9 protein-coding genes are annotated in these 13,559 nt (G+C 55.5%); 7 read left to right on the top strand and 2 right to left on the bottom strand.

Annotated elements, in window-relative coordinates:
• Window positions 1–178: 178 nt before the first annotated feature.
• Window positions 179–1,174, top strand: a complete 996-nt coding sequence (locus C4885_RS12685) for a dipeptidase (protein ID WP_114000691.1) — start codon at window positions 179–181, stop codon at window positions 1,172–1,174.
• A 27-nt stretch (window positions 1,175–1,201) separates the two neighbouring features.
• Window positions 1,202–2,059 carry a serine hydrolase gene (locus C4885_RS12680; RefSeq protein ID WP_114000690.1) on the top strand — a complete coding sequence of 286 codons (858 nt, stop codon included), beginning with the start codon at window positions 1,202–1,204 and terminating at the stop codon, window positions 2,057–2,059.
• A gap of 310 nt (window positions 2,060–2,369) precedes the next feature.
• On the opposite strand, the gene C4885_RS12675 is transcribed toward C4885_RS12680, so the two are convergent.
• Window positions 2,370–3,830, bottom strand: coding sequence for a phage tail tip lysozyme (locus C4885_RS12675; protein WP_114000689.1), 1,461 nt, complete (start codon window positions 3,828–3,830; stop codon window positions 2,370–2,372).
• 121 nt (window positions 3,831–3,951) lie between these two features.
• A complete protein-coding gene (thrS, locus tag C4885_RS12670) occupies window positions 3,952–5,739 on the bottom strand; it encodes a threonine--tRNA ligase (RefSeq protein WP_114000688.1) in 1,788 nt (595 codons plus the stop codon).
• 983 nt (window positions 5,740–6,722) lie between these two features.
• On the opposite strand from thrS, the gene rny reads away from it, so the two are divergent.
• From rny to C4885_RS12645, 5 genes are all read left to right on the top strand, one after another.
• Entirely contained in the window at window positions 6,723–8,276 is a 1,554-nt protein-coding gene (gene rny / locus C4885_RS12665; RefSeq protein WP_114000687.1) for a ribonuclease Y, read from the top strand.
• Between the two features lie 837 nt (window positions 8,277–9,113).
• Entirely contained in the window at window positions 9,114–9,998 is an 885-nt protein-coding gene (gene rfbA / locus C4885_RS12660) for a glucose-1-phosphate thymidylyltransferase RfbA (RefSeq protein WP_114000686.1), read from the top strand.
• Between the two features lie 25 nt (window positions 9,999–10,023).
• Window positions 10,024–10,926 carry a dTDP-4-dehydrorhamnose reductase gene (rfbD, locus tag C4885_RS12655; RefSeq protein WP_114000685.1) on the top strand — a complete coding sequence of 301 codons (903 nt, stop codon included), beginning with the start codon at window positions 10,024–10,026 and terminating at the stop codon, window positions 10,924–10,926.
• Window positions 10,927–11,991, top strand: a complete 1,065-nt coding sequence (gene rfbB / locus C4885_RS12650; protein ID WP_114000684.1) for a dTDP-glucose 4,6-dehydratase — start codon at window positions 10,927–10,929, stop codon at window positions 11,989–11,991.
• A 325-nt stretch (window positions 11,992–12,316) separates the two neighbouring features.
• Complete coding sequence (locus C4885_RS12645) at window positions 12,317–13,252, top strand: Ice-structuring protein (RefSeq protein ID WP_114000683.1); 936 nt, start codon at window positions 12,317–12,319, stop codon at window positions 13,250–13,252.
• The last annotated feature ends 307 nt before the right edge of the window (window positions 13,253–13,559 follow it).

The following is a 13,559-nucleotide window of genomic DNA, read 5'->3' as shown; positions in this document are numbered from 1 at the left end:
GCGAGCGAGGTGCGGCAGCTGCTAAGCCAAAAGCGCAGATAATACTTTGTGTATTATCGAGCATTTTGGCAACGCAGATGCCGTGCCGCAGCCGCCGAAGCGGTGCTTAAGCCGCTAGGCGGGAATTGTGCGGTGTTGCCATAGATAAATACAAAATGTATACCATGGAGGGGATTTTATGAAAGTATGGGATATGCACTGTGATACCCTGGCCGAGCTGCGCTATGCCCAGCAGGCAGGCAAGCCCAAGAGCTTTTTGCACAATGATTTAATGATGGATCTGGAACGCATGAAACAGGGCGACTATCTGCTGCAGTGTATGGCTTGCTTTGTTCACCTGGAACCGGAACGGGAAAAAAGCCCCCTGCTGGCCTGCCTAGAAGAAATCGACATTTTCTACCGCCTGCTGGAACAGTATCCCGATGACCTGATGCAGGTGCGCACTGCGGCGGACATCCAGACGCTACTCACCTCCGGCAAGCGCGGCATGATGCTGACCGTTGAAGAAGGTGGTGCCTGCCTGGACAGCCTGGGTGCGTTGCGGGATCTGTACCGCCTTGGCGTGCGGATGATGACCCTGACCTGGAACTTCAAGAACGGCTTGGCCGAGCCCAACATTGTACCCGGCACCGATGACATGTGGCCCCGCCCGGCCAACACCACCGGAGGCCTGACCGAAAAAGGCTTGGAATTTGTGGAGGAGATGCAGCGCCTGCATATGCTGGTGGATGTTTCTCACCTATCGGACGCCGGTATCTGGGATATTCTGCGGGTGGCAAAGCGGCCTTTTGTTGCCAGCCATTCCAACGCGCGCGCCTGCTGCCCCCATGTGCGCAACCTGACGGACGAGATGCTGACCGCCATGGGCGAAAAGGGCTGCCTGATTGGCCTGAACTACTGCGCTTCCTTCCTGGACACAAACCCCGACCGCAGCCAGGTCAGGAGCCGCATCACCGATATGGCCCGCCACGCCCGCTATATTATGGATAAGGCCGGTGAGGACTGCCTGGCCTTGGGCAGCGATTTTGACGGCATTGACGGCGACCTGGAAATTGCCGGTGCGCAGGACATGCCCAAGCTGGCCGAGGGGCTGAAAAAAGAGGGTGTCCCCGAGCGTGTGGTGGAAAAGATTTTTTACGGCAACGCCGTGCGCTTTTTCAGTGAGAACCTGTAACGCTACCAAAATAAAAGGAGAACCATTATGCCGCATCCTGAATTGACTTTGGAACGCCGCATTGATGCAGAGCTGTGCGGGCTGGACGCCAAAATGTGCGTATACGCAGATGACCTGCATGGCCATGTGGTGGAGCGTGGGGCTGATGATGAATTTGAATCGGCATCCACGATCAAGATTTATATTCTGGGCTGTCTGTACGCCCAGGCGGAAGCCGGCAAAGCCAGCCTGGATGCCGAACTGACCTATGAAGCCCGGCATTTTGTGGACGGATCCGGCCTGATCCGGTCCTTAGGCGAAGGTGCCAGGCTGCGCGCCCGCGATGTTGCCACCCTGATGATCGTTGTTAGCGACAACATTGCCACCAACATGCTGATCGACTATCTGGGGTCGGATACCATCAATGCGTTTATCCGCAGCATTGGCTGCACCCACACCAAGCTGCACCGCAGCCTGCGCAGCGATAACTGGAGCGAAAAGCTGGGTACCATTACCCCGCGGGATATGGGCCGCTTTTTTGCCCTGTTGGCAAAGGGCGAGCTGGTCAGCCCCCAGGCCAGCGATGCCATGCGCAATGTGTTCCGCCAGCAGCACTACAACACCATGCTGGCGGGCAGCATCCCCCCGTATTACACCGACCCCGAAGAATCCCACGCGGATCCGGATCTGATCTATGTAGCCAGCAAAAGCGGCTCCATGGATGCCTGCCGCAATGACGGCGGCCTGATCCACACGCCTTACGGGGATTATGTTCTGGTAATGATGTGCACCGACTTTGCCAACAAGCTGGAAGTAAACGACCACCCCAGCGTGATTTACGGCAACCGTGTCAGCCGCATGCTGTTTGACCAGTACCTGGCGCTGGAGGGTAGTTTTGTAAAGTAAGTGGAGGGCGTATTCGAAAACGATTTTGACGTTCTTGGATACGGCTTGTACCAAGCAATATTATGGCCTATGCGGCAAAGTTGCGGAACGGTCGAAACCGTTCCCTACAGAGCATTTTGTTGTGCACGACCAACCAATAAACGCTCTGTAGGGCGCGATGCATCGTCCCGCACGCCGGGCCTTGCCCAATATTTCATTCAATCACCCGCCGCACACCCTGCGGGTGCATTTCACCCAAAAACCAAACCGACCGCAAAGGCGATGCTGCTCGCCCCTGCGGTCGGTTTTACGATTTATATTTGTATCTGATTTACCCCTTCACGCCGGTGGTTTCATCAAAATGGTAGGTGGAACCCTCAATGGTGTGCCAGCCTTTGTACATGGCGCCGGTGGTCAGGTCGTAATACCAGGTTTTACCGTCCTGGGTGTACCAGCCCTTGATCATGTGGCCGTTGGCATCGTACCGCACCCATTTGCCGCCGTTGGAATCCTGATATACTTCCTTGCTGGTGGCCTTGGCACCCTGCTGTACGTTGTCCAGCCAGTACCAGGCACCGCTGGCGGGGTCGTAAATCTCCTTGCCGCGGTAATTGCTGCTGCCCGGCTGCCAGCCCTGGCGCACCCAGCTTTCATACCAGAAGCTCTTGCCGTTGCCGTCTGTGACCCAGAAGTTGGTCAAAGCACCGCTTTTCATTGTGCCGTAAACCGGGTCAAAGTAATACAGCGAGCCATTGATGGACACATTGCCGTACTGCATAATGCCGGTGGTCAGGTCATAGTAGACCTTGCGGCCATCCGGCAGGGTCCACGGGCCGTGGATCATGGCACCGGTGACAGGCTCAAAGTAATACCAGTTGCCGTTCTGGCAGTTTTCGCCTTTGATCATGTGGCCGTTTTCATCATAGCGCACCCACTTGCCGCCGTCCGATTCCTGGTAGACATCTTTGTTCACGGCTTTTGCGCCGCCGTCCACGGCATCCAGCCAGTACCAGGCATCGCTGGAGGCATCATAGATTTCTTTGCCGCGGCCGGTGGTGCCCTGCTTTACGCCGTTCTCGTACCAGTAATCGCGGCCGTTCTCGCTGCGCCAGCCGGTATAGCCGCCGGTGCTGCCGTTCTGGTACTTGGGCCAGAAGGTATCGCGCGCCAGCGTTCCGCGGGAATCGCAGCGGGTGGTATCAGAGGTGTTGCCGCCCAGTTCATACACGCGGCACCATTCGTACCCAGCATGATAAGCACCGTTGGCATCATTGCTGATACCATACATGTAAGAGCGCAGGCTGGAAAGGCTGTTCAGCTCATATTCCAAAAAGCGCATCTGGCCGTACAGGGTATGCCAGTCCAGGCCGTTGTTGTTGCAGTAGTTCTGCAAATTGGTCCAGCGGTCGCCGTACCACTGGCACAGGCCGTATGCGGTGCCGTAGTCATTGGTAATGTCCACATAAAAACGAGATTCGCGGTACATGCTGGCCATCACGCCGCTGGCGGCGGCGCTGTTCATGCCCATGGTGCCGGTCAGGTAGTTGTAAACATCCCGCTCGTTGGCGGCAACATCCTCATTGGTGTTATAAGAAGCGTCATACGTTGCGGCGTCTTCCTGGACGATATCGCCGGAGTATTCGGCAATGCCGGTGTCAGCGGTATCAAACATGGGCATCAGCGGGGTCAGGCTGCCGGCAGTTTCCGGCGTGGCGGCTTCGGCACCCGCCGAAAGCGCCAGCGCCATGGCGGCAGCCACGGCGGCGATCAGGGTCAAAAACTTACGTTTCAATGCTGCACCTCCTTAGAATGGTAAACAACCTTGATGATGAACGATCTGCGGGCCTGATACCAAAACAGCTCCCGACTGGAAGCAATCGGGAGCTGTAAAGCTCGGTGGAACCGCGGAACGCTTAGTTGTAGCGGCGCTCCTTGATCTCGGTCACGATATTGTTGATGAAGGCATCCAGCTCCTGCGTGGTGGTTTCGCCCTTGCGATCACGCACACTGATGTTGCCAGCCTCGGCCTCCTTAGCGCCCAGCACCAGCATGTAGGGCACGCGGTCAACTTGCTGGGCTTCACGGATCTTGTACCCGATCTTCTCATTGGATTCATCCAGCACAACGCGCACACCGGCAGCGGTCAGCTTGTCGGCAACGGTGCGGGCGTAATCCAGCGTCTTTTCGCTGACGGGCAGAACCTTGACCTGGGTGGGAGCCAGCCAGGTGGGGAAGCGGCCCTTAGTCTCTTCGATCAGATAAGCCATGAAGCGGTCCAGAGAACCCAGGATGGCACGGTGCAGCACAACGGGGGTCTTCTCGCTGCCGTCCTTGTCGATGTAGGTCAGGTGGAACTTGGCAGGCAGGCAGAAGTCCAGCTGGCAGGTGGACAGGGTGTACTCTGCACCGACAGCGGGCTTAACGTTGACGTCCAGCTTCGGGCCATAGAAAGCAGCTTCGCCGATCTCCTCGGTAAAGTTGATGCCCAGCTCGGTCAGAACTTCGCGCAGAGCGCTCTCAGCATGGTTCCACATGGCATCGTCATCATGGTACTTCTTCTTGTCGGCGGGGTCACGCAGGGACAGCACGCAGCGGTAATCGGTGATGTTGAAATCCTTGTAGACGTCAAAGATCAGGCTGCAGACATTGGCAACTTCGCTCTTGATCTGCTCCGGGGTGCAGAACAGGTGGGCGTCGTTCTGGCAGAAATGACGGCCGCGCTCAATGCCTTTCAGGGTGCCGCTGGACTCATAACGGAAGTCGTGGGCAATTTCGCCAATGCGGATGGGCAGCTGGCGGTAGCTGTGCGGGCGGTTGGCGTAGATCATCATGTGGTGGGGGCAGTTCATCGGGCGCAGAACATAGCTTTCACCCTCCATCTCCATGGCGGGGAACATGTTCTCACGGTAATGATCCCAGTGGCCGGAAGTCTTGTACAGGTTCACGGTGCCGATGCAGGGGGTCATAACGTGCAGGTAGCCGCGCTCGCGCTCCTTGCCCTTGATGTAATCTTCCAGCTGCTGCCAGATGATGTAGCCGTTGGGCAGGAACATGGGCAGGCCGCGGCCAACCAGGTCGTCGGTCATGAACAGGCGCATTTCCTTGCCGATCTTGCGGTGGTCGCGCTCGCGGGCTTCCTGCTGCTGCTTTTCCCAGGCTTCCAGCTCTTCCTGGTTGCGGAAAGCAACGCCGTTGATGCGGGTCAGCATCTTGTTCTCTTTGTCATTCTTCCAGTAAGCGCCGCTCTGCTGGGTGATCTTGAACGCCTTCAGAGCCTTGGTGTAGGTCAGGTGGGGTCCGATGCACATATCAACGTACTCGCCCTGCTGGTAGAAGCTGAACTCGGTCTCATCGGCCAGGTCGTCCATATGCTCCAGCTTATAGTGCTCCTGGCGCTCGGTCATCAGCTTCACAGCTTCATCGCGCGGCAGGATGAACGGCTTGATGGCAAGGTTTTCCTTGCAGATCTTCTTCATTTCCTTTTCAATGTTGGCAAGGTCTTCATCGCTCAGTTTGGTATCGCCCAGGTCAACATCATAGAAAAAGCCGTTTTCGGTAGCGGGGCCAAAGGCAAAGTCGGCCTGCGGATACAGGCGCTTGATGGCCTGTGCCATAATGTGGGCAGCCGTATGGCGCAGAACGTGCAGTTCTTCTTCTTTCGGGCATTCGGCAACAGTGCCGTCTTTGTAAATGATTTTCATTGGTAAACGCTCCTTTGGGTAAACAAAAATGCTCCATCCCATTCTTGACCATAAACGGGATGAAGCATACAAATTCATACTCCACGGTTCCACCCGAATTGGACGCGGCAAAGCATCCCACTCGTAAAACAAAGGCCCAAAGCCCTGTTTTGTAAGCACCGGTAACGGGGCGCTACCCCGGCGAAGGTTCGCCTTCGCACTCGGCAGTGGTAACTGTGCTGCCCGCCTGCAAAACCGCTTGCACCACGCCAAATTCGGCGGCGGTTCTCTCTTTTGCGCGTTCCAGCATGTATTGTCTGCCTCAACGTTTTATTCAGGATGAAGTTGCCTTTACTATATACCACCCCGGCGGGGAAGTCAAGGGGGCGGCGCAAAATTTTACACCGTAACAAAAGATGACCTTGGCCCAAAACTGTGATATGATGGAAAAAACGGGCCGCACCCGGCAGGGGCTCCCGGCCCGCTTTGCCATCGGCTACTCCCAATTTATCATAAGAATACAGACAGGGCCCCTGCTTTGAAGCTGGCAGGCGGCCCCGCAGGTGCATTTCTGCCAATTTTTGTGCCAGGTGGGAACGTTCACGGTGTTGTAACAATTCCTTGACAATTTCCTGCAATGTAGCTACAATATTAGATAGGACTTAAGGGTGTCGCCCATCGGGAACGCCGCTTTTCAGATATTTGTTTTACCGCCGCAAATTTGGCGTTTTTTCGTTTTATTTGTGTATATGGGGCTTGAGGTGTATCCGCTTTTGGGTATGCTTTGGATTATCGCCCCATTTTGTATAGAATATCGCAGGCAGTATTTGAACCGCAAAGGTCAGCCCCTTGCGCTGTAAGATGCTGGCAGTGTACCCATGGTAGCTGCCAGATAAAACAGGCGCGGGCTGCCCGGGCTTTTCAGGTATGCCAGAAATAAAAGCGTTCCGCTTGTGCTGCGCCCTCCTGCATTTGATTTGAGTTTTGTAAGGAGTGAAACTGCCATGCCCCCAATTTTGATGTGGGTGCTGGTTGTCGTTGCCGCTGCCGTGTGCGGGGCGCTTGGTTATTATTTTGGCGGGGAAAACCGGAAGCGTACCGCCGAAGCCAAGATCGGCTCTGCCGAAGAGGAAGCCAAACGCATCGTGAACGATGCCATCAAGGCTGCCGAGCAGAAGCGCAAGGAAACCATCATCGAGGCCAAAGACGAGGCGTTCAAGCTGAAAGCTGACGCCGACAAGGAAATCAAGGACCGCCGCGCGGAGATCAGCCGCCAGGAACGCCGCATGGACCAAAAGGAGGAAGCGCTGGATAAGCGCACCGCCGCCATGGAGCGCAAGGAAGAGGACCTGAAAAAGCGCGGCGAACTGGTGGAAGCCCGCCTGGACGAACTGGAACAGCTCAAGCTGCGCCAGACCGAAAAGCTGGAAACCATCGCCGCCATGACCCAGGAAGATGCCCGCGCCGTGTTGTTGAAGAACATTGACGATGAGCTGACCCACGAAAAGGCCATGAAGATCAGCGCCTATCAGGCTAACATGAAGGACGAATGTGATGCCATCGCCCGTGAGCTGGTCGGCCAGGCCATTGCCCGCTGCGCAGCCGATGCCACCAGTGAAGCCACCGTCAGCGTGGTGCCGCTGCCCTCTGACGAGATGAAGGGCCGCATCATTGGCCGCGAGGGCCGCAACATCCGCGCTCTGGAAACTGCCACTGGCTGTGACCTCATTATTGACGATACGCCGGAAGCCATCACCCTTTCCAGCTTTGACCAGACCCGCCGTGAAGTGGCCCGCATGGCCCTGGAGCGCCTGATCGCCGATGGCCGTATCCACCCGGCCCGCATTGAGGAGACCGTGGATAAGTGCCGCCGCGAACTGGAAATTCAGATGAAGCGCGAGGGCGAAAAGGCTGTGATGGACCTTGGTATCCACAGCCTGCATCCCGATTTGGTCAAGCTGATCGGCCGCCTGAAGTATCGCACCAGCTATGGCCAGAATGTGCTGAGCCATTCTCTGGAAGTGGCATGGCTGGCCGGCCTGATGGCTGGCGAGCTTGGCGTGAACGTTCAGCTGGCACGCCGCGCAGGCTTGCTGCATGATATCGGCAAGGCCCTTGACCATGAGATCGAGGGCAGCCATGTGCAGATCGGTGTGGATATCTGCAAGAAGTACCGCGAGAACCCGCAGATTATTCATGCAATCGAAGCCCACCACGGTGATGTGGAGCCCAAGACGGTGCTTGCCTTCATTATTATGGCAGCGGATGCCATCAGCGCAGCCCGCCCCGGTGCCCGCCGTGAAAACATGGAAAGCTATATCAAGCGTTTGGAAACGCTGGAAGCCCTGTGCAACGGCTTTGAGGGCGTTGAAAGCTCTTACGCCGTGCAGGCAGGCCGCGAGGTCCGCATCCTGGTCCAGCCGGATAAGGTTGGTGATGATCAGGTCATCCTGCTGGCCCGCCAGGTTGCCAAAAAGATCGAGGACGAGCTGGATTACCCCGGCCAGATCAAGGTCAGCGTGATCCGCGAAAGCCGCGCCACCGAGTACGCGAAATAACCAAAGCGAATAAAACAGATGCCGCACCTGGTATGGGTGCGGCATTTTGTATAAGCATTGATTTATCCCGTGGATGCTGCCATATGTTTAACCCCTACAAATGGGGTTCGGCTTGCTGCGGGAATGTAAATGCGTAATAGAGCAAAGCCGCGGCGGGATGAGGTCATTCATCTCCGGCCTAAGAGCCGGGGCGCTGCCCCGGTTGCAGGGTTGCGAGCCAGAAGGTCACATTTGAGTTTAGGCAATACCGCATAATTCTAAGTGCCGATACGGCGAGCGAGGTGCGGCAGATGCTAAGCCAAAAGCGCAGATAATACTTTGTGTATTATCGAGCATTTTGGCAACGCAGATGCCGTGCCGCAGCCGCCGGAGCAGTGCTTAAGCCGTCAGGCGGGAATTGTGCGGTGTTGCCTTTACGAAAATGTGATGGCGAGCAGTTGCAAAACCCAGTGGGTTTTGCAACTGCACGAGCGGGTTTGCTTTGCAAACGGACGGGCATTGCCCGTCAAGCGGGCCTCCGAAACGCGCCTGCGGGCGCAGCGCCCTACGAATGCTTATAATGTTTGTTGCACGTTATAAAATGTTTTGCAGGGAACGGTCTTGACCGTTCCGGGGCCTTGCGGCAAATGTGTTTTACGTTTTCCCTCGCAAATCTTGTTGGCTCTGCTCCCTCAATTTTCCCTCTTGCCAAGGGGCATAGAATACGATATAATAGAAAATAATTGTGCGGATTTATGCCCCTGTGGGATGGGCGGTGACGCACGGCAAATCAGGCGGCGCGGTATAGGCGCTGCCTATAATTCGCCGCAACTGCGGTCACTGAAAAGGAGCGTCATCATGAAAGGTATCATCCTCGCCGGCGGTGCTGGTACCCGCCTGTACCCGCTGACCATGGTCACATCCAAGCAGCTTCTGCCTGTGTATGATAAGCCCATGATCTATTACCCGCTGTCTACCCTGATGCTGGCAGGCATCCAGGATATCCTGATCATTTCCACCCCAACCGATACGCCGCGCTTTGAAGCGCTGCTGGGGGATGGCAGCCAGTACGGCCTGCACCTGCAATATAAAGTGCAGCCCTCCCCGGACGGTCTGGCACAGGCCTTTATCCTGGGTGAAGAGTTTATTAACGGTGAGCCCTGCGCTATGGTACTGGGCGATAATATTTTCTACGGCGCAGGTTTCTCCAAGCGGCTCAAGTCCGCTGCCGCCAACGCCGAAGCCGGCCGCAGCACTGTGTTCGGCTACTATGTCACCGATCCCGAACGCTTCGGCGTGGTGGCATTTGACGAAAACGGCCAGGCAACTTCCATTGAAGAAAAGCCCGCACAGCCCAAGAGCAACTATGCGGTTACCGGCCTGTATTTTTACAGCAAAGATGTGTGCGAAAAGGCAAAACAGGTAAAGCCCAGCGCCCGCGGCGAACTGGAAATTACCACCCTGAATGAGATGTACCTGCAGGAAGGCAAGCTGGATGTGCAGCTGCTGGGCCGCGGCTATGCCTGGCTGGATACCGGCACGATGGACAGCCTGGTGGAAGCCGCCGACTTTGTGCGCATGATTGAACAGCGCCAGGGCATCAAGATCTCCGCCCCGGAAGAGATCGCCTATAAATACGGCTGGATCAACCGCGGCAAACTGTTGGAAAGCGCCGAGCGCTATGGCAAAAGCCCCTATGGCCAGCACCTGCGCAATGTTGCCGATGACCGCCTGAAATATTGATGCGGTATAAAGAAAGAGGCACAAGATGAAAATTCTGATTACCGGCTGCCATGGACAGCTTGGAACCGAGCTGCAAAAACAGCTGGCTGATGAAGAATGCGCCCTTGGCCCGCTGCCGGAGCGCCTGCGCAAAGCAACGGTGATCGCCGTTGATGTGGATGAGCTGGATATTACCGACCGCGAAGCCACTGTGACCTATATCCGCCGCACCCAGCCGGATACCGTCATCAACTGCGCTGCTTTTACCAACGTGGATGGCTGCGAAACCAACCGCGATGCCGCTTACCGCGTCAACGCCCTTGGCCCGCGCAACTTGGCATTGGCATGCGAAAAGATCAATGCCCGCCTGATCCATATTTCTACCGACTATGTATTCTCCGGTACAGCCAACGGCGGTGTGGCGTTGGATGAAAGTGCCCTGCCCGCCCCTATTTCGGCCTACGGCCAGACCAAGCTGCTGGGCGAAACCTATGTGCAGCAGTTCTGCCGCCGCCACTTCATCGTGCGCACGGCTTGGCTGTACAGCTATTACGGCAAAAACTTTGTCAAAACTATGGTCAACCTGGCCAAAACGCATGACACCCTGAATGTTGTCAACGACCAGCTGGGCAACCCCACCAATGCGGTGGATCTGGCCTACCATATCTTAAAGCTGGCAGTCAGCCATGATTACGGCATTTACCACTGCACCGGCAGCGGCATTTGCAGCTGGTATGATTTCGCATCCGAGATCATCCGCCTGTCCGGCCTGCCGTGCACCGTAAAGCCCGTTACCAGCGCACAATATAAAGAGATGAACCCCAAATCTGCAGACCGCCCGGCATGGAGCGCACTGGAAAACCGCGCCCTGCGGTGCAGTGTCGGCGATGACATGCGCGACTGGAAAGATGCAATTCAGGACTTTTTCAATAATTGGGATGGTAAATAAATGAAAACTTATCTTGTTACCGGCTGTGCCGGTTTTATTGGCTCCAACTTTGTCCACTATATGCTGGAAAAATACCAGGATATCCGCCTGGTCAACCTGGATAAGCTGACCTATGCCGGCAACCTGGAAAACCTGGAAGATATCAAGGACGATGCCCGCCATATCTTCGTCAAGGGCGATATCTGCGATAAGGCCCTTGTCACCGACCTGATCGCCAAATATGACCCGGATTACGTCATCAACTTTGCTGCCGAAAGCCACGTTGACCGCAGCATCCGCAACCCGGAAATTTTTGTTGAGTCCAATGTTCTGGGCACCGTTAACCTGCTGCAGTGCTGCAAGGATGCCTGGTACGATGCCGACGCCAAGACCTGGAAGGAAGGCAAAAAGTACCTGCAGGTTTCCACCGATGAAGTATACGGTGCCCTGGGCGCCGAAGGCTACTTTATGGAAACGACCCCGCTGTGCCCGCACAGCCCGTACTCCGCTTCCAAAGCCAGCGCCGATATGTTCGTGAAAGCATTCCATGATACCTATGGCATGCCCATCAACATCACCCGCTGCTCCAACAACTATGGTCCGTATCAGTTCCCCGAAAAGCTGATTCCGCTGCTCATCAACAACGCCAAGCACCACAAGACTCTGCCGGTTTACGGCGATGGTATGCAGATCCGTGACTGGCTGTATGTCATGGACCACTGCAAAGCCATTGATATGGTTGCCAACGGCGGCAAGGACGGCGAAGTTTACAATGTCGGCGGCCATAACGAGCGCCCCAACATCTTCATCGTCAAGACTGTCATCGAGCAGCTGCATGACCGCCTGAAGGATGAGGGCATCAGCGAAGAGCTGATCAAGCACGTGGCGGACCGCCTGGGCCATGACCGCCGTTACGGCATTGACCCCACCAAGATCAAGAACGATCTTGGCTGGTACCCCGAAACCCCGTTCGAGAAGGGCATTGTGCTGACCATTGACTGGTACCTGGCCCACGAAGAGTGGATGGACCACGTGACCAGCGGCAACTACCAGAAGTATTACGAGCAGATGTACAAAAACAAGTAATGCTGCCGCACATTTGTTAAATTCTGCAAAACACCCCGCCGCCGCTTTGCAAAGCGGCGGCGTTTGTGGTATACTAGTTCTGCTGTTTGTGACAGCAGAACAAAGAATAGTGAATAAAAAATAAATAATAATGAAGGTGAATCGCTGTGCCTGCGGCACAGCTTATAAAAATTGGGCGCTGCTTTTGGTAAGCAATCAAGCCTAACCCGGCGTGCGGAGCCTATTTTAATCATGCGCGCACGGCGCGCATACCACCATTATTCTTTATTATTTTTTAATTATTTTTAATTATTATTTTACTTGATTGATCTTGAGGTTTTTTTGAATGGCAATTTCCAGAGAAGAACAACTGCGCAATAACCGCCGCTTTTCACGCCAGATCGTGGGTGCAGTGGCAATCGTATTGATTATCATTGGTCTGTTTACCGTATTAAGCTGGGTGGTTGGCGTGCTGCGCAGCGCGTTGGATGATACCGAACGCCGCCAGAGCTATGCCGACCGTCTGTACGGTCTTGTCATGTTTGACACTATGCCGTTTGACGATGTGAGCAAGGTGGATCAGTCGGAGTTTTTACAGGCTGCCATCTGGGGCGCCGTGTACCAGATCCAAAAGCGGGATAACGGCCTGAGCGACTATGAGCGCGACAGCGAAACCGGCTCCATCATTCTGCCCAAACTGGAAGTTGACACCTACCTGACCAACCTGCTTGGCCCGGATTACAAGATCACCGATGGCTCTTTCCAGACCGAAGAGTTCAATTATACCTATGACGAGGAAAAGCAGGGCTATCTGGTTCCTGTTACCAGCATGGTGGCTATGTATACCCCGGAAGTGGAAAAGATTTCCACCCAGAGCGGCAAGACCTATGTGACGGTTGGCTATATCCCCACCATCAACAATAGCTCCAGCGGCGAGATCAACCTGACCGCCCCCACGGAGCCGACCAAGTATATGGACTATGTGTTCACCCGCGGCGAGGGCCGTAAGTGGTATCTGAGTGCATTGCAGGAAAGCGATATGCAGCCCGAAGTGTCTGCTTCGACCGCAGCCCCGACTACCAATTCCGGTGACCCGCAGGAATTGGTGCAGAACAACCTGGATTCCAGCATGGCCGATACCGGCAATCCCACAGGTGATACCGCCGACGGCATCGCTGAACCGGACAGCACGGCGGACGACCAGACCGATGCCCAGAGCGAACCTGAAGCTGATACCGGGGATACCGGTGGGGATACGCAGGATAGTTCAGGTACGGAATAAGCTCCTGCTGACAAAACGATAATTTTGATGAAGCTGCACAGCCCAAACGCTGTGCAGTTTTTTGTATGGTAGGGCGGGGTCACCCGCCCCCCACTGAAGGCGGCCTGACCGTACAATAAAAATGTGTGATATACCTTGCCCCACAGTAGGGGAGCAGCGTCCCCGACACCGCAGACAAACCTTGCGGCAAATCTCATTATGGCAGATGTGCCAAAGCTCCGGAATGATCAAGGCAATACCGCATAATTCTAAGTGCCGATACGGCGAGCGAGGTGCGGCAGATGCCAAGCCAAAAGCGCAGATAATA

Origin of the sequence: Subdoligranulum sp. APC924/74, assembly GCF_003324125.1 — a bacterium.
Classification (GTDB): Bacteria; Bacillota; Clostridia; order Oscillospirales; family Ruminococcaceae; genus Gemmiger; species Gemmiger qucibialis.
The sequence above is the reverse complement of the archived record's forward strand: the minus strand, read 5'-3'. Positions and strand labels throughout refer to the sequence as shown.

Bases quoted from the DNA above. Each gene is read 5' to 3' on its own strand.
- C4885_RS12645 (WP_114000683.1), top strand. From the start codon at position 12,317: ATGGCAATTTCCAGAGAAGAACAACTGCGCAATAACCGCCGCTTTTCA.
- C4885_RS12680 (WP_114000690.1), top strand. From the start codon at position 1,202: ATGCCGCATCCTGAATTGACTTTGGAACGCCGCATTGATGCAGAGCTG.
- rny (WP_114000687.1), top strand. From the start codon at position 6,723: ATGCCCCCAATTTTGATGTGGGTGCTGGTTGTCGTTGCCGCTGCCGTG.
- rfbD (WP_114000685.1), top strand. From the start codon at position 10,024: ATGAAAATTCTGATTACCGGCTGCCATGGACAGCTTGGAACCGAGCTG.
- rfbB (WP_114000684.1), top strand. From the start codon at position 10,927: ATGAAAACTTATCTTGTTACCGGCTGTGCCGGTTTTATTGGCTCCAAC.
- C4885_RS12685 (WP_114000691.1), top strand. From the start codon at position 179: ATGAAAGTATGGGATATGCACTGTGATACCCTGGCCGAGCTGCGCTAT.
- thrS (WP_114000688.1), bottom strand. From the start codon at position 5,739: ATGAAAATCATTTACAAAGACGGCACTGTTGCCGAATGCCCGAAAGAA.
- rfbA (WP_114000686.1), top strand. From the start codon at position 9,114: ATGAAAGGTATCATCCTCGCCGGCGGTGCTGGTACCCGCCTGTACCCG.